The organism is Neobacillus sp. PS3-34, assembly GCF_030915465.1.
Taxonomy (GTDB): Bacteria; Bacillota; Bacilli; order Bacillales; family Cytobacillaceae; genus Neobacillus_A.
In genome coordinates, this window is the sequence record NZ_CP133267.1 from 2941845 (window position 1) to 2957804 (window position 15960).

General features: G+C 42.5%; 13 protein-coding genes and 3 pseudogenes. 14 read left to right on the plus strand and 2 right to left on the minus strand.

Annotation, left to right across the window (positions count from 1 at the left end; all coding sequences use genetic code 11):
- Positions 1–135: 135 nt before the first annotated feature.
- The 14 genes and pseudogenes from RCG23_RS15095 (at position 136) to RCG23_RS15160 (ending at position 14467) form a co-directional block, all read left to right on the plus strand.
- Positions 136–1389 (plus strand): methyl-accepting chemotaxis protein, encoded by a 1254-nt coding sequence (locus RCG23_RS15095; RefSeq protein WP_308176396.1) that lies wholly within the window; start codon positions 136–138, stop codon positions 1387–1389.
- A 302-nt stretch (positions 1390–1691) separates the two neighbouring features.
- Positions 1692–2066: a chemotaxis protein CheX gene (locus RCG23_RS15100; protein WP_308176397.1), complete on the plus strand. Its 375-nt coding sequence runs from the start codon at positions 1692–1694 to the stop codon at positions 2064–2066.
- A gap of 213 nt (positions 2067–2279) precedes the next feature.
- Complete coding sequence (locus tag RCG23_RS15105) at positions 2280–2648, plus strand: ArsR/SmtB family transcription factor (protein WP_308176398.1); 369 nt, start codon at positions 2280–2282, stop codon at positions 2646–2648.
- The gene (locus RCG23_RS15110; RefSeq protein ID WP_308176399.1) at positions 2641–4776 is read left to right on the plus strand and encodes a heavy metal translocating P-type ATPase; all 2136 of its coding nucleotides are present in this window, start codon (positions 2641–2643) and stop codon (positions 4774–4776) included. Before RCG23_RS15105 ends, RCG23_RS15110 begins: the two co-directional genes overlap by 8 nt.
- Before the next feature lie 48 nt (positions 4777–4824).
- The gene (locus RCG23_RS15115; RefSeq protein WP_308176400.1) at positions 4825–5448 is read left to right on the plus strand and encodes a class I SAM-dependent methyltransferase; all 624 of its coding nucleotides are present in this window, start codon (positions 4825–4827) and stop codon (positions 5446–5448) included.
- Between the two features lie 173 nt (positions 5449–5621).
- Positions 5622–5930, plus strand: a complete 309-nt coding sequence (locus RCG23_RS15120) for an ArsR/SmtB family transcription factor (protein WP_374049857.1) — start codon at positions 5622–5624, stop codon at positions 5928–5930.
- A 28-nt stretch (positions 5931–5958) separates the two neighbouring features.
- Positions 5959–6879, plus strand: coding sequence for a cation diffusion facilitator family transporter (locus tag RCG23_RS15125; RefSeq protein WP_308176402.1), 921 nt, complete (start codon positions 5959–5961; stop codon positions 6877–6879).
- A gap of 241 nt (positions 6880–7120) precedes the next feature.
- Positions 7121–7328: pseudogene (locus tag RCG23_RS15130) on the plus strand (DUF2198 family protein); the annotation flags it as partial.
- 304 nt (positions 7329–7632) lie between these two features.
- A pseudogene (uvrB, locus tag RCG23_RS15135) lies at positions 7633–9611 on the plus strand (excinuclease ABC subunit UvrB).
- A 7-nt stretch (positions 9612–9618) separates the two neighbouring features.
- Positions 9619–12497: pseudogene (gene uvrA, locus RCG23_RS15140) on the plus strand (excinuclease ABC subunit UvrA).
- Between the two features lie 132 nt (positions 12498–12629).
- Positions 12630–12944, plus strand: coding sequence for a magnetosome magnetite crystal formation protein family (locus RCG23_RS15145; RefSeq protein WP_308176403.1), 315 nt, complete (start codon positions 12630–12632; stop codon positions 12942–12944).
- 32 nt (positions 12945–12976) lie between these two features.
- Positions 12977–13219: an SHOCT-like domain-containing protein gene (locus tag RCG23_RS15150; RefSeq protein WP_308176404.1), complete on the plus strand. Its 243-nt coding sequence runs from the start codon at positions 12977–12979 to the stop codon at positions 13217–13219.
- Positions 13220–13245: 26 nt separating this feature from the next.
- On the plus strand, positions 13246–14097 hold the full coding sequence (locus tag RCG23_RS15155) for a DUF4097 family beta strand repeat-containing protein (protein ID WP_308176405.1): 852 nt from the start codon (positions 13246–13248) through the stop codon (positions 14095–14097).
- A 13-nt stretch (positions 14098–14110) separates the two neighbouring features.
- Positions 14111–14467, plus strand: coding sequence for a phage holin family protein (locus tag RCG23_RS15160; RefSeq protein WP_308176406.1), 357 nt, complete (start codon positions 14111–14113; stop codon positions 14465–14467).
- 67 nt (positions 14468–14534) lie between these two features.
- Here the strand turns inward: RCG23_RS15160 and RCG23_RS15165 are convergent, their stop codons facing one another.
- Both RCG23_RS15165 and RCG23_RS15170 read right to left on the minus strand, forming a co-directional pair.
- Complete coding sequence (locus tag RCG23_RS15165) at positions 14535–14981, minus strand: N-acetylmuramoyl-L-alanine amidase (RefSeq protein WP_308180070.1); 447 nt, start codon at positions 14979–14981, stop codon at positions 14535–14537.
- A 231-nt stretch (positions 14982–15212) separates the two neighbouring features.
- Positions 15213–15941, minus strand: a complete 729-nt coding sequence (locus RCG23_RS15170; protein ID WP_308176407.1) for a GntR family transcriptional regulator — start codon at positions 15939–15941, stop codon at positions 15213–15215.
- Positions 15942–15960: the final 19 nt, after the last annotated feature.

The following is a 15960-nucleotide window of genomic DNA, read 5'->3' on the forward strand; positions in this document are numbered from 1 at the left end:
AGCCGTCTCCGGGATTAACCGGGGGCGTATTTTTATTTCTAAAGTTTATTGAATATTAAGCCTACTTCAGTTAAACTTTTCATATATAGACAGCATTTGACAAATTATTTGAATCATAAGAGAGAGGTCATAGGTATGAGCCTGTTAAATTATATGATCCGGACTTTGCTTGTCGTTGTCCCAGCCGCCTTTTTGATTGGGTTAGGGGTTTCTTACGGCAATTCACTGCAGGGGAAGGCTTTTTGGATAACTGCGTTTGCCGCCATGGTTCTGGGCGCGTTGGTTGGCATTTTGTCTTCTGTAATTAATTATAGAAGATTTGTAGCTCCTATCAGCACACTCAGTTCGTATATTAAGAGTTTAGAGCAAGGGGACCTGACTCAAAAGCTGGATACCAAAAGAGTGGGGGAACTTAAGCCGCTTGCTGTGAGTCTTGAAAATGCCGCAGTCGCGTGGACAAATGTTTTGCGGGAGGTTCAGGGAACTACAAAGGAAATTACGCTCCACTCGCATCATTTGTCACAGGGTGCCCAGCAGACGACAAAAGCGACAGAACATATCTCTAACATCATTGAACAGGTAGCACAGGGGAACGAAAACCAGGTAAATGGTGTATACCAGACATCCGATGTAATTTACCAAATGGCGGCAGGCCTTACACAGGCTGCAGTCAGCACAGACCAGGTATCGGCAAAGGTACTGGACTCACTTGAAAAGGCGAACCATGGTTCTGAATCAATCCAGACTGCCGGCCAGCAAATGGATTCGATCCAAAACAATGTAAACAATCTTTCAGCGGTTGTAAAAGGACTAGGACAGCGCTCCCAGGAAATCGGGAAAATCATTGAAGTTATTACAGGCATCGCAGCGCAAACAAACCTCCTCGCCTTGAATGCGGCAATTGAAGCGGCCAGGGCAGGCGAACAGGGCAAGGGCTTTGCAGTAGTTGCCAATGAAGTTCGCAATCTGGCAGAACAATCAGCGCAGGCTACTAAACAGATAAGCGAGCTGATTTCCCATATCCAGCAGGAAACCGAGCTTGTTGTCCATAGCATGGATGCCGTACAGCATGAGGTTGAGGAAGGTATGGGAATCATGGGCGAGGCAGGAGACTCATTCAGGCAAATTCAGCAATCCGTTAGCGGAGTAAATGAACAAATTGACCAAGTATCCGCGGTAATACAGCAAATTTCCGATGGGACTTCCCATGTAGTAGAATCCATCACAGGAATTTCGCAGGTTGCAGCGGATTCAGCTTCGGCAACGCAAAGTGTTCTCGCCGTCACGGAAGAGCAGGTGGCATCGATGCAGGAAATCTCCTCCTCGGCCGTTTCACTCACGAACATGGCAGAAGGGCTTCAGGAATTGATCAATACATTTAAAGTGTAAAACGAGAGGTATTATGAAACTAGCAGGTCTCCAGAGCTGTTAACCTGACAAATCAAAGCATCGGTTGTTGGCGCCGGTGCTTTTTTGCACCGCGCTACCGGAATATTATTTTAATAAAATAATTTGCTGATACTTAAAATGGTGAATTGGCGGTTTCATGCGATTACTTGTATCGGTAATAATATCCAAATCAAAAATTTTCTAATAAATAGATAAATGAAGTCGATATAAAAATTATAGACTTTACGTTTTTTATAATGGGAATTGCTGTTATTTATTCTTGGGATTAATGGAGTGAAAATATGAGCGACTCATCTGTCATTACGAAACTATTAAACTCAGCCATTCATTCAATTAAAGCGGTGCTTCCGCTCGATGTAGAAATCAAAAAGCCAAAGCTGGTCTCCAAAAATGAGGTGTCGACCAATCTCGGCGTTCTCATCGGGATGACAGGTGAATGCAAGGGGCATCTCATTTTAAAAGCTGAGCCAAGCACGTTTGGAAATATCGCCAATAGCATGTTTGGTATGCAGGTCGAAGGAGAAATGCTATTTTCCTTTACCGGCGAGCTTGGCAACATGCTCGCCGGCAATATGACGACCTTCGCTTCACAGCAGGGAATCACGATGGATATTACCCCTCCGACTGTCATCGAAAGGCCAAACCACGCTTCATAATAGTAAGGCGCCAGTCGAACTGCCCTTCAATGTAGCAGGAGCTGGGGAAATGTCATTTCTGCTGGCGATAGCAGAATAAAAAAGAGCCTGGGGGCTTTTTTTATTCCCAAAAGTTAGCTGAAAGAAAAACATTCAAACAATTATTTGACCATTATAATTCTCTAACATATAGTAATAATCAAATAGACATTTGAATAATCAGGTGGTGAAAAAATGGAACACGATGATGTATGTGAAGTAACCTGTGTTGATGGAGAGAAAGTGATACGAGTTAAGGAATCCATACACAATCAAAATACATTGGCTGTATCACAAATATTTAAAGCATTATCTGATGATACCAGAATGAAGATTGCATATGCCTTAAGTGTGGAAGATGAATTATGTGTTTGTGATGTAGCGAACATCGTAGGAAGTACAACAGCTACTGCGTCCCATCATTTACGTCTGCTCCGTAAATTAGGATTAGCGAAATACCGAAAAGAAGGAAAATTAGTATTTTATTCTTTAGATGATAATCATGTAAGACAACTTATTCAAATCGCATTCGAGCATCAAAAGGAGGTGCAAGCTCATGAGTAATGCATTAGAGAAATCAAATGGAAAAACCATTTACCGAGTGCAGGGATTCACCTGAGCAGGCTGTGCGACAAAGTTCGAAAAGAACGTAAAACACCTGGATGGTGTTTTTGATGCAAGTGTAAATTTCGGTGCCTCAAAGCTTACGGTTTATGGTGAAACATCAATCGAAGATCTAGAAAAAGCAGGTGCTTTTGAAAATATAAAAGTGATACCAGAAAAACAACGTTTTGAAGAGAAAAAAGAACCGTTTTTGAAAAAACATTCAACGGTCATTGTCTCGTTTGTTTTCTTACTAATTGGATGGCTTTCAGGACAAATGAATGGGGAAGAGAGTATAATATCGATTTTAGCTTATGGTGTTTCTATTTTGATTGGTGGTTATCGACTTTTTATTACGGGACTGAAAAATTTAACTCGTTTAGAATTTGATATGAGATCCTTAATGACAATTGCTGTCATAGGAGCTGCGTTTATTGGCCAATGGGGAGAAGGAGCAACAGTTGTTATCCTGTTTGCAATAAGTGAAGTTCTTGAATCCTACTCGATGGATAAAGCGCGACAATCGATTCGTTCATTAATGGATATTGCTCCAAAAGTAGCATTAATAAGAAGAGGAAATAAAGAATTTTCAGTTGATGTAGATGATATTCAGATAAGCGACATAATGATCGTTAAACCAGGACAAAAGATTCCCATGGACGGTATCGTAGTAAAAGGATTATCGGCAGTTAATCAAGCTGCGATTACAGGAGAATCAGTTCCTGTTTCAAAAACAGTTGATGATGAAGTGTTTGCTGGAACCCTTAATGAAGAAGGACTTCTTGAAGTAAAAGTCACAAAACATGTGGATGATACCACAATTGCAAAGATTATTCATTTGGTAGAGGAGGCTCAGGCAGAACGTGCTCCTTCTCAGGCCTTTGTGGATCGATTTGCCAAATATTACACACCTGTGATCATGTTCATTTCGCTGTTGGTCGCTGTACTTCCACCACTAATGTTTGATGCGGAATGGAGTAAATGGATTTATCAGGGTCTTGCTGTATTAGTGGTTGGGTGTCCTTGTGCACTGGTGATTTCCACACCTGTTTCGATTGTGACCGCAATCGGAAATGCTGCACGAAACGGTGTTCTAATCAAAGGCGGTATTCATTTAGAAGAGATGGGGGCTATTAAAGCCATTGCTTTTGACAAAACAGGTACGTTAACGGAGGGAATTCCAGTAGTAACGGATTACCTTCCACAAGCAAATTCAAATCCTAATGAATTGCTAACTATTATTGCAGCATTAGAAAATGGTTCTCAACATCCATTGGCTTCTGCCATTATGAAAAAAGCGGAAAAAGAGAACTTACCTTATCAAAGTGTTTCAATAGAAGAATTTTCTTCGATAACTGGAAAAGGTATCAAAGGGAAAGTTAATAATCAAATCTATTTTGTAGGCAGTCCGAATTTGTTTGAAGAATTAATAACAAATGGGATTCCAACTAATCTAAAAGCATCCATTTCTGAACTGCAAAATAAAGGTAAAACCGTTATGGTCGCTGGTACTTCTTCAGAAATATTGGCACTAATCACAGTTGCTGACGAAGTGAGAGGGAACAGTAAATCAGTAATACAAAAACTTCACTCTTTAGGTATTCAAAAAACAATCATGTTAACGGGTGATAATTCAGGGACTGCGAACGCTATTGGAAAGCAGGCAGGAGTTTCTGATATACAAGCAAATCTTCTACCGCAAGATAAATTAACTTTTATTAAAGAATTAAGAAATAAATATAATCGTGTAGCAATGGTAGGGGACGGTGTGAATGATGCACCAGCTCTCGCAGCATCTACTGTTGGTATTGCTATGGGTGGAGCTGGAACTGACACTGCTCTAGAAACAGCTGATATTGCTCTTATGGCTGATGACCTGGGTAAACTTCCATTCACTTTAAAACTAAGCAGGAAAGCTTTATTTATCATCAAACAAAACATCATTTTCTCATTAGGGATTAAACTATTAGCATTATTACTAGTAATTCCAGGATGGTTAACCCTTTGGATTGCGATATTTGCGGATATGGGTGCAACGCTCATTGTTACATTAAATGGTTTACGACTTCTCAGAGTAAAAGATAAATAAATTTAGGGCTTCCCTCTCTGGGAAGCCTTTTAGTGGGAGGAGACAAATGTGAATAATGGTTGGAATCGATTTATTTATAAGTGCTGGTCGCCTATTTATGATTGTTTTTTTAATTCAGGGATGTTTTTAACGGCAAGAAAAAAGATATTTAAAGATTTATCATTAGCTAAGGGGAGTAAAGTTCTTTTTGTGGGTGTTGGAACGGGAGCAGATATACCTTTCTTTTTGAACAAAGGATTTGAAATAACAGCCATTGATTATTCTGCTGATATGTTGAAATGGGCAAAGGAAAAATATCCAGATTCATCAATCACCTTCCTAGAGATGGATGCACAAAAGATGGAATTTAGCGATGCGTCATTTGATTTTATTGCTGCTAATTTAATTCTTAGTGTAGTACCCAATCCTGAAAAATCTTTAAAAGAAATAGTAAGGGTCCTAAAGGGAAATGGTAAATTCCTTATTTTTGATAAGTTTGTCCCTAAAAACAAAAAAATGAAAATGACACATAGACTCCTACGTCCCATTGTGAAATTACTCGGTACAGATATAGGATTAGATTTTTATGAGATGTACAAAGCAGTTGAAAATCAATGCGATTTGATTCAAGATGAAAATGTTATGTTCAACGGTATGTATAGAAAAATAGTAGGATTAAGAAAGGAGAAGTAAATTGAAAAATTACTTTTCATATTTATTAGCATTTTGCTTATGATTCTGACCAAAGTAAATTGACAATATGTGTATATGTGCATATACTAAAATTAACATATTAAATGTTTTTGTTGATTATTGGAGGGGGATAAATGAATACTTCAAAAGAACTAAATAATGAAGAGAATAATATGGAAAAAAAACAAGTTGAATCCTTAAATGAAGAGACTTTATTTATTGTTTCCCAAACCTTCAAAGCATTATCCGATACCACAAGAATCAAAATCCTTCATTTGTTGTCCCAAAAAGAATGTTCGGTAAATGAAATTGCCGAAGAATTGGGGTTACATCAATCAACAGTATCCCATCAATTAAGTTTTTTAAAAAACCTTCGCCTTGTGAAATTCAGGAGAGAAGGGACCACTATTTTTTATTCCAATGACGATCAACATATTATTGACCTTTTACAACAAGCGGTCGATCACGCTTGCCATGAATAATTACTTTACCTAAAGGAGTGATAGAAAGATGTCGCATAATCATAGCCATGGGCACCATCACGGACACAATCATACTCCAGCTAATTACGGATTTGCATTTGGAGTTGGAATTATCTTAAACACCATTTTTATTATTGTTGAGGTCGTTTATGGTATCTTGGGAGATTCATTAGCATTGCTAGCAGATGCTGGACATAACATAAGTGACGTACTTGGTTTAGTGATTGCTTGGGTTGCAGTATGGCTAGGAAAAAAAGCCCCGACCGAAAAACGGACGTATGGATTCAAAAGAAGTTCTATCTTATCCGCATTATTCAATGCTGTTTTCTTATTGGTAGCCATTGGTGCCATTGCCTGGGAAGCGATACACCGTTTTTCTTCCCCACAGCCAGTGGCTGGGAAAACGGTCATTATTGTAGCTATTATTGGTATAGTCATTAATACTATTACTGCCTTACTCTTTATGTCAGGGAGAAAAAATGACTTGAACATTCGTGGAGCGTTTATGCATATGGCTGCAGATGCAGTTGTTTCTCTTGGAGTAGTGATTGCAGGATTCATCATTCTTTGGACAGGATGGCAATGGCTCGACCCAATGGTCAGCCTTGGGATTTCTATTGTTATTCTTTTTGGGACTTGGGGACTATTAAAGGAATCAATTAATTTATCAATGGATGCGGTTCCGGAGGGAATTGACATCAATCAAATTAAGGAATATCTGATGAAAATTCCGACTATAACCGAAGTACATGACCTCCATGTTTGGGGAATGAGCACGACAGAGTCGGCTTTAACCGTTCATTTAATACGATCCGAAATAGATGATAACGATGAGTTGCTTCAAAAATTAACGAAAGAATTACACGATCAATTCGGCATTGAACACGCCACCATCCAAATTGAAAAAGGAACATTTAGTTGTTTTCTACAACCTGAAGGTACGATTTAACTAATTGTACAAAAACAGCAATTCCCATAAGGAATAAATTCAACTACACCTCTGTCTGCGCCTAAAGGCTTGCCAATCGGTGAGTTTATATTTATCTCGTTCGGAGATGTCGAGTCCATACGTCGCTAAACGGATGCTTGCGCTTATCTTTAAAACTATTATTTTTACGTTAGCGGTTGCATTTTAGGAGAGAAATTTTTAGAATACTTGTAATGGACGTGAAAATAATGAGGTGTTTTGAATGATTATCGAATATTTATCGGCGCTGACTCTGCCGGCTGCTTGTTTTGTTGTTTACGAGAGTTGCCTATAACCGCGTCATTGCGCTCGTGTTGACGGTTGCGCTGATAGCAACCTCTGTTTATAAAGGATATACGAATACCATGACTTTGATAATTATTGATGCCTTTTCATTAACGGCCGGTTTCTGGCTCGCTTCAAAAATGAAGCCCAGGAGAGCCGGGGCCGAGCATGATTTAAACCTGTCGACTATTAATAGCGGCAGGTTTTTTATTTCAAGCCGAAAAACCGACCACTGTTGAGCGAATAAGGAATTAATCAAACGTTTGATTAATTTCTATTTTCATAAAAATAGAATGTCAGTTCGCATATTGTTGGTTTGTTTGGGGCAGTTTGTGGTAGAATGTTGATATGAGATTTTATGGAAGACGCTTATCAGCACAACCCGGTCCGCAAGCTTGCTACAAAGGCTGATAATTGCTGTTCAATTAATGGAACACAGGAGGATGTTTTGTGAAGGACCAATTCGAATTAGTTTCAAAATATTCACCACAAGGAGATCAGCCGGAAGCTATCCGAAAACTAGTGGAAGGCATTGAAAATAAAAAACGTTACCAGACGCTGCTTGGAGCTACCGGTACGGGCAAGACGTTCACAGTCTCAAATGTCATAAAAGAAGTGAACAAGCCAACACTGGTGATTGCCCATAATAAAACGCTGGCAGGCCAGCTTTACAGCGAATTTAAGGACTTTTTTCCGAACAATGCGGTTGAGTATTTCGTCAGTTATTACGATTACTTCCAACCGGAGGCGTATGTGCCTCAAACGGATACATTCATTGAAAAAGATTCCAGTATTAATGAAGAAATAGATAAATTGCGCCACTCAGCCACATCTTCTTTATTTGAACGTCGTGATGTGATTGTCATCGCCAGTGTGTCGTGCATCTATGGTTTAGGTTCCCCGGAGGAATACCGTGAGATGGTGCTGTCCATCCGGACCGGGATGGAGATTGAACGTAACCAGCTTTTGCACCGACTTGTCGATATCCAATACGAACGGAATGATATCGATTTTAAACGCGGAACATTCCGAGTACGCGGCGATGTTGTCGAGATTTTCCCGGTTTCACGCGATGAACATTGCGTTCGGGTAGAGTTTTTTGGAGATGAAGTGGACCGGATCCGCGAAGTCAATGCGCTGACAGGCGAAATTATCGGCGAGCGCGAGCATGTTGCGATTTTCCCTGCATCCCACTTCGTTACGAGAGAAGAAAAGCTTAGAATTGCGATTGGAAATATCGAAAAAGAGCTTGAGGGGCGGCTTGCGGAACTTAAGGCAGACGATAAACTCCTTGAAGCGCAGCGCCTCGAGCAGCGTACTCGCTATGATCTCGAAATGATGAGAGAGATGGGTTTCTGTTCAGGCATCGAGAACTATTCGAGACATTTGACACTCCGCGCGCCAGGCTCGACCCCATATACGCTGATGGATTATTTTCCGGATGATTTCTTGATTGTCGTCGATGAATCGCATGTTACGCTCCCACAAATAAGGGGTATGTTTAATGGTGACAACGCCCGTAAACAGGTTCTTGTCGACCACGGATTCCGTTTGCCGTCAGCATTGGATAACCGCCCGCTCACATTTGAGGAGTTCGAACAGCATATCTCTCAGCTGATCAATGTTTCGGCAACACCGGGACCATATGAGATTGAGCATACGCCTGAAATGATTCAGCAGATCATCCGCCCTACAGGCCTGCTTGACCCGCTTATCGAGGTGCTGCGAATTGAAGGACAGATTGATGACCTCATTGGTGAAATCCATGATCGTGTAAAGAAGAACGAACGCGTACTGGTTACGACCCTTACGAAAAAAATGTCCGAGGATCTAACCGACTATTTAAAGGAAATCGGCATCAAGGTTCAATACCTGCATTCTGAGGTTAAAACGCTGGAACGGATTGAAATTATCCGCGATCTCCGGCTTGGAAAATATGATGTGCTCATCGGGATCAACCTTTTGAGAGAAGGGCTGGATATTCCTGAAGTATCACTTGTCACGATTTTGGATGCGGATAAAGAAGGCTTCCTCCGCTCCGAGCGATCTCTAATCCAGACGATTGGCCGTGCAGCCCGGAATTCGAATGGGCAGGTCATTATGTATGCTGATAAGATGACGAACTCGATGGAGCTGGCAATCAGTGAGACGAAACGCCGCCGCGAGATCCAGGAAGAGTATAACCGGAAGCACGGCATCACACCGATGACAATCCAGAAGGATATCCGCGATGTTATTGGGCCACCCAGGCTGCCGAGGAGCAGGAAGAGTATAAGCCGTCTGCTTCATATAGTAAAATGAACAAAAAAGAAAAAGAGCGCCTGATGATGTCAATGGAACAAGAAATGAAGGAAGCTGCCAAAGCGCTTAATTTTGAACGCGCTGCTGAGCTTAGAGATTTGTTATTAGAGTTGAAAGCGGAAGGATGACGTAAATATGGCAATGGATAAACTGATTGTCAAAGGTGCCAGAGCTCATAATTTAAAAAATATAGATGTCACCATTCCGAGAGATAAACTTGTAGTGTTGACAGGACTTTCCGGATCAGGGAAGTCCTCGCTGGCCTTTGATACGATTTACGCAGAAGGACAGCGCCGGTATGTTGAATCGCTGTCTGCTTATGCCCGGCAATTTTTAGGGCAAATGGATAAGCCGGATGTGGACGCAATAGAAGGACTGTCCCCGGCCATCTCGATTGACCAAAAAACTACAAGCCGGAACCCGCGTTCAACCGTGGGAACGGTAACAGAAATATATGACTATTTGAGACTATTGTTTGCACGTGTCGGCCTGCTGACGTGCCCAACCCATGGAATTGAAATTTCCTCTCAGACCGTTGAGCAAATGGTTGACCGCATTCTTGAGTATCCGGAACGGACGAAAATGCAAATTCTCGCACCGATTGTTTCAGGAAGAAAAGGCACCCATGCCAAAGTGTTTGAAGATATTAAAAAGCAGGGATATGTACGTGTCCGTGTCGATGGCGAAATGCTTGACCTCGGTGATGAAATTGAACTTGAGAAGAATAAAAAGCATTCAATTGAAGTCGTAGTTGATCGAATCGTGGTAAAGGAAGGAGTCGCATCCCGTCTTGCTGACTCACTCGAAAGCGCGCTTCGCCTTGGTGAAGGCAACGTAATCGTGGATGTGATCGGTGAGGAAGAGCTATTGTTTAGTGAAAACCATGCCTGCCCTATCTGCGGATTTTCGATTGGCGAGCTGGAGCCACGCATGTTTTCATTTAACAGTCCTTATGGGGCATGCACTGAATGTGACGGGCTCGGTTCAAAGCTCGAAGTCGATGCTGATCTTGTCATCCCGAATAAAGAGCTGTCGTTAAAAAAACATGCGATTGCACCTTGGGAGCCGACGAGCTCGCAATATTACCCTCAGCTGCTTGAAGCAGTATGCAATCACTTTGGAATCGATATGGATGTTCCGGTGAAAGATTTGCCGAAGGATCATTTGGATAAAATTTTATACGGATCGGAAGGACAGAAAATCCGCTTCCGCTATCAAAATGATTTTGGCCAGGTGAAGGACGGCAATATCGTATTTGAGGGCGTTATCCGAAATGTGGAGAGACGTTTTAAGGAAACTGGTTCTGACTGGATCCGTGAGCAGATGGAAAAATATATGTCACAGCATCCGTGCCCGACATGTAAAGGATACCGTTTGAAAAAGGAAAGCCTGGCGGTGCTTATTTCCGGACGGCATATTTCCGAGGTTACATCACTTTCAATCGAGGAAGCGGACCAATTTTTCAAATCGCTTGAACTAACGGAAAAAGAAATGCAGATTGCGAAGCTCATATTCCGCGAAATAAGTGAACGGCTCGGGTTCTTAATCAATGTTGGCCTTGATTACCTGTCGTTAAGCCGGGCTGCCGGGACGCTATCCGGTGGTGATGCCAGAGAATTAGGCTTGCTACACAAATTGGTTCCAGGCTGACAGGTGTCCTCTATATTCTCGACGAACCTTCTATCGGCCTTCATCAGCGCGATAATGACCGCCTGATTGGTACGTTGAAAAATATGCGAGATATTGGGAACACGCTGATTGTTGTCGAACACGATGAAGATACAATGCTTGCTGCTGACTATTTAATCGATGTCGGTCCAGGAGCAGGTGTCCATGGAGGCGAGATTGTTTCCGCAGGTACTCCGGAAGAGGTCATGAATGATCCGAATTCGCTTACTGGCCAATACCTTTCCGGAAAAAAATACATTCCGCTGCCAGTTGAGCGACGCAAGTCGGATGGCCGCTATATTGAAATTAAGGGTGCATCCGAAAACAATCTGCGGAATGTAAACGTAAAATTCCCACTTGGCATGTTTGTCGCCATAACAGGCGTATCCGGTTCAGGAAAGAGTACGCTAATTAATGAGATCCTTCATAAATCGCTCGCGCAAAAGCTTCACAATGCGAAAAGTAAACCGGGAGAGCATAAGGACATCAAGGGTATTGATTATTTGGAAAAGGTCATTGATATCGATCAATCACCAATAGGCAGGACACCGCGTTCGAATCCTGCTACTTATACCGGTGTATTCGATGATATCCGTGATGTCTTCGCTTCCACAAACGAAGCAAAGGTGCGCGGCTATAAGAAAGGCCGTTTCAGCTTTAACGTAAAAGGCGGCCGTTGTGAGGCATGCCGCGGAGACGGTATTATCAAAATTGAAATGCACTTTTTACCAGATGTATACGTACCTTGTGAAGTGTGCCATGGCAAGCGCTATAACCGCGAAACACTTGAGGTAAAATACAAAGGGAAAAATATTTCAGATATTTTGGATATGACAGTCGAGAATGCGCTCGAATTCTTTGAAAATATCCCGAAAATCAGCCGCAAGCTGCAGACTATTTATGATGTTGGTTTAGGTTATATTACACTGGGCCAGCCTGCCACAACCCTTTCCGGAGGGGAAGCGCAGCGTGTGAAGCTGGCATCTGAGCTGCACCGCCGCTCAAACGGCAAGTCATTCTACATTTTGGATGAGCCGACAACAGGGCTCCATGTAGATGATATTTCCCGCTTGTTAGTTGTCCTTCAGCGCCTGGTCGAAAACGGGGACACTGTTTTAGTGATCGAGCATAATCTCGATGTGATTAAAGCTGCCGATTTTATTATCGACCTTGGTCCAGAGGGTGGCGATAAAGGAGGTACCATCATTGCTTCCGGCACACCTGAAAAAGTGGCCGAAGTCCAAGGATCCTATACAGGCAAATACCTCAAACCAGTTCTTATCCGCGACCGTTTAAGAATGGAAAAACAAATCAAGCAGCAGGAAGAAAGCGTAAGTGTGAAATAGATGAAATGGGGAGAGCTGAAGCCATATGTGGGCTTCAGCTCTTTTTTATTTTTTCTCCCCATCTCTCAGGTTCTTCTCTATGAATCTTTTTGCCCGGTGGCTCGTAATATATATGGAAGGAGTTGAACGAGGATGGAGAATCGAAAAATCCTGTCGGCACTGTGCTATTTTAGTATTTTGTTTGCGGGGTTTCTTTTTCCGCTGGTGGTGTTTTTTGTATCGGAGGACAATGTGACGAAGGGGCATGCCAAGAAGGCGCTCTTTTCCCATTTGATTCCGCTGATTCTTGTTCCGATAATAGGCATCAGTTTTTTCTTTGATATAAGGAGGATGGGCGATGGCGTGCCGGTTTTAACATTAGTGACCGTCGCACTGATGATGCTTGTGAGTTTCGTAGTGTTGATATGGAATATTGTAAAAGGAGTAAAGGTGCTGAGAGATGAATAAAAATGAGTGAGAATGTTGAGGGAGGGAAAGGTATGCAGAATGAACGAAAACGGATTCTGAAAATGGTTGAGGAAGGCAAGCTGGCCGTAGATGAGGCACTAATGCTGCTGGAGGAGCTTGAGAAGACTCAGAAGACGATGGAGCAAAAGCAGGAGGAAATCGTCCACGAGCTTTCTACGGCTGTCCAGTTTGAGGAAGCAAAAAAAGACGAGCCAATACATCATAAATTCCAATCTGCCAAGGATAAGATTTTTGAATTTGTCGATTCGCCCTGAAAAAAATCAAAGACATCGATCTGGATTTGAATTTTGGACATTCGGTTGAAATTTCACATATTTTTCATCAGGCTGATGTTTACTTAAAGGATATGGATATTGATGTTTCCAATGGTTCTCTTAAAATTGTTCCCTGGGACCAGGGGGATGTCCGGATTGAATGCCAGGCGAAGGTATATCGTGTGGAAACACAGGAACAGGCACGGCAAAGCTTTTTAAAAGACGTAGTATTTGCGATTGAAGGGGAAAAGCTGCGCTTCCTTACCCAGCAAAAGTGGATGAAGGTCGACGCTGTTGTGTTTGTTCCTCATTCCCAGTATGAGAAGGTCCGTGTCAGGATGTTCAATGGTCCGATCACCGGTGAGGAACTGAATATTAATGACTTTAGAATTAAAACAGCAAATGGAAAAATTGAATTTGCATCGGTTAGCGGCAACCGACTGGAGGCAGAGACGGCAAATGGCCATATAAAAATAATGAACAGCACAGTTAATCGGCTTGAAGCTGAGACGATTAATGGTGCGATCAATCTTGAAGGGGATTTTAGGAAAGTCGAAGCCCAAACGTTTAATGGCAATTTAACCTGTCATTTGCAGGGGACCGAGTGTGAATCCATTTCTGTAAAAGGTACGACAGGAAGCATTGACCTGTTTGTTCCTCCAGGTATGAAGATGGACGGGGAGCTGAAATCGAATCTGGGCGGCTTTAATGTGAAGCTGGAAGGTATTCAGATTGTTGAAGACAAAAGCGAGGTGATCCAAAAATTACTTCGCTTTAAATCGATTGATTCGGGATCAGGAGCGGCTAAAGTTTTAGCCGATACAAAAACAGGCTCGATTACCATACATCAATCAGAGGGTGTTGCACCTTTTAAATAGGAGGAGCGTTTGAATGAAGTGGGCTGCTGGTATTTTAATTAATGCGGTATTATTTGTGGCAATTGCGGGATATTTCCAGGACAGCTTTCATCTGCATGGGTTCGTGGCAGCCCTTGAGGCAAGTGTGATTTTGTCGATTTTAAATGTCCTTGTCCGGCCGATTCTAATTATCCTGACGCTGCCGGTGACCATTATCAGTCTTGGATTATTTCTGTTCGTCATCAATGCGATCACTTTGATGCTTACCGACCGCCTGATGGGCGGTGCGTTTGATATCTCGGGCTTCGGCATGGCTTTGCTGGCTTCCGTAATCATGTCGATTGTAAACGTGATTGTCCAAAAGACCTTCCTGAAGCCTTCACGTGATTAATAGTGTACAAATAAGAAAAGCGCAGGGAGAATGTCTCCTGCGCTTTTGTTCTTTCAGTATCAGATTCTTATTGTTTTTTTACAAGATGGTATTGCTCAGCAATCCCTTTAACGATCGCTTCGGCACATTTGCGCCTGTAAGCATCGGAGCGCATTAAAGCAAGCTCCTCCTTATTTGTCATAAACCCGCATTCACAAAGGACTGCCGTCATATAGGTTTCACGGAGAACATGAAAATTGGCCGTTTTTACCCCGCGGTTTCGTAAGCCTGTTAACATCACTAACTGTTTCTGGATTTTCTGGGCGAGTTCTACTGCTTCCTTTGGCCTTGTCGGGTAGACATATGTTTCAATTCCGCCGGCATCGTTCCAGGAAGTCCCGTATGCATTTCCGTGAATGGCCACATAGGTATCCACGTGCTGGCTGTTGGCCGAATCTGTCCGTTCATCAAGCGGAACATCTCTTTTATCGGAATGGGCAAAAGAGACGATTACATTTTTGTAGGCATCCAGCAGTGCTTTGGCGTGGGAAGCAACGGCCCATTAAACTCATACTCTCGTAAGCCATCCGGACTTCTTTTTCCGGGAGTATTGTATCCATGACCTGCATCAAGCATAATCTTCATTCTAATTGCTCCTTTCTACTGCCGATTAATCACATATATAATACGGACATACAGCCAAAAAGGTCACCTTGCAGGAGACTTTGCTAAAAGTTGGAAGATGGTATGCCTGTCAATCTTCAATTTATTGGTCGCGTTTTAATCGATGAATGAATCGATAGCGGTCTGCCCGGTACACCGATTTTACAAACTCAAACGGAGTGCCATCCTGCAGGCAGGCGGTACGCATAATGAGCAGGACTGGTGCTCCTGCAGCGATGTCCAGGTGATCTGCTTCGGGCTTCCTGGCAATAGCGGCCTCAATTTCCTGAGTCGCTTCACTAATTTTGAGAGACAACTGGTTTTCGATATATTTGTATAAAGAGTGATTGCTATTGTCTTCGGTAATGCCGGGAACGAGAGCAATGGGAATATAGGTGGTTTCAAGTGCCATCGGAATTCCGTCTGCAAGCCGGACACGGAAAATTTCATAAACCAGGTCTTTTTCAGCAACCTGAAGCTGATGTGCGACTTGGCTGCCGGAAGCAATAGTGTTAAAAGAAAGAAGCCGGCTGCTGGGTTTCATACCGCGTTCAAGCATGTCTTCTGTAAATCCTGTCAGGCCCTCAAGCGCCTGCTCCACCTTTTGCTTGCTGACAAAGGTACCGCGCCCTTTTTGCCGGTAAAGATAGCCATCGCTGACAAGATTGTTGATCGCCTGCCGAACAGTCATCCGGCTGATTTGGAACCTTTCTGCAAACTCCCGCTCTGATGGAATCATTTCATCAGCATGGAGGCTGCTGTTTTCTATTTGTTCCTTTAGATAGGCCTCCAGCTGATGGTAGATTGGTATTGGTGAACTCTTGTTAATCATCTATTACGCTCCTTTTTGA

Bases quoted from the DNA above. Each gene is read 5' to 3' on its own strand.
- RCG23_RS15095 (WP_308176396.1), top strand. From the start codon at position 136: ATGAGCCTGTTAAATTATATGATCCGGACTTTGCTTGTCGTTGTCCCA.
- RCG23_RS15100 (WP_308176397.1), top strand. From the start codon at position 1,692: ATGAGCGACTCATCTGTCATTACGAAACTATTAAACTCAGCCATTCAT.
- RCG23_RS15105 (WP_308176398.1), top strand. From the start codon at position 2,280: ATGGAACACGATGATGTATGTGAAGTAACCTGTGTTGATGGAGAGAAA.
- RCG23_RS15120 (WP_374049857.1), top strand. From the start codon at position 5,622: ATGGAAAAAAAACAAGTTGAATCCTTAAATGAAGAGACTTTATTTATT.
- RCG23_RS15125 (WP_308176402.1), top strand. From the start codon at position 5,959: ATGTCGCATAATCATAGCCATGGGCACCATCACGGACACAATCATACT.
- RCG23_RS15145 (WP_308176403.1), top strand. From the start codon at position 12,630: ATGGAGAATCGAAAAATCCTGTCGGCACTGTGCTATTTTAGTATTTTG.
- RCG23_RS15150 (WP_308176404.1), top strand. From the start codon at position 12,977: ATGCAGAATGAACGAAAACGGATTCTGAAAATGGTTGAGGAAGGCAAG.
- RCG23_RS15160 (WP_308176406.1), top strand. From the start codon at position 14,111: ATGAAGTGGGCTGCTGGTATTTTAATTAATGCGGTATTATTTGTGGCA.
- RCG23_RS15170 (WP_308176407.1), bottom strand. From the start codon at position 15,941: ATGATTAACAAGAGTTCACCAATACCAATCTACCATCAGCTGGAGGCC.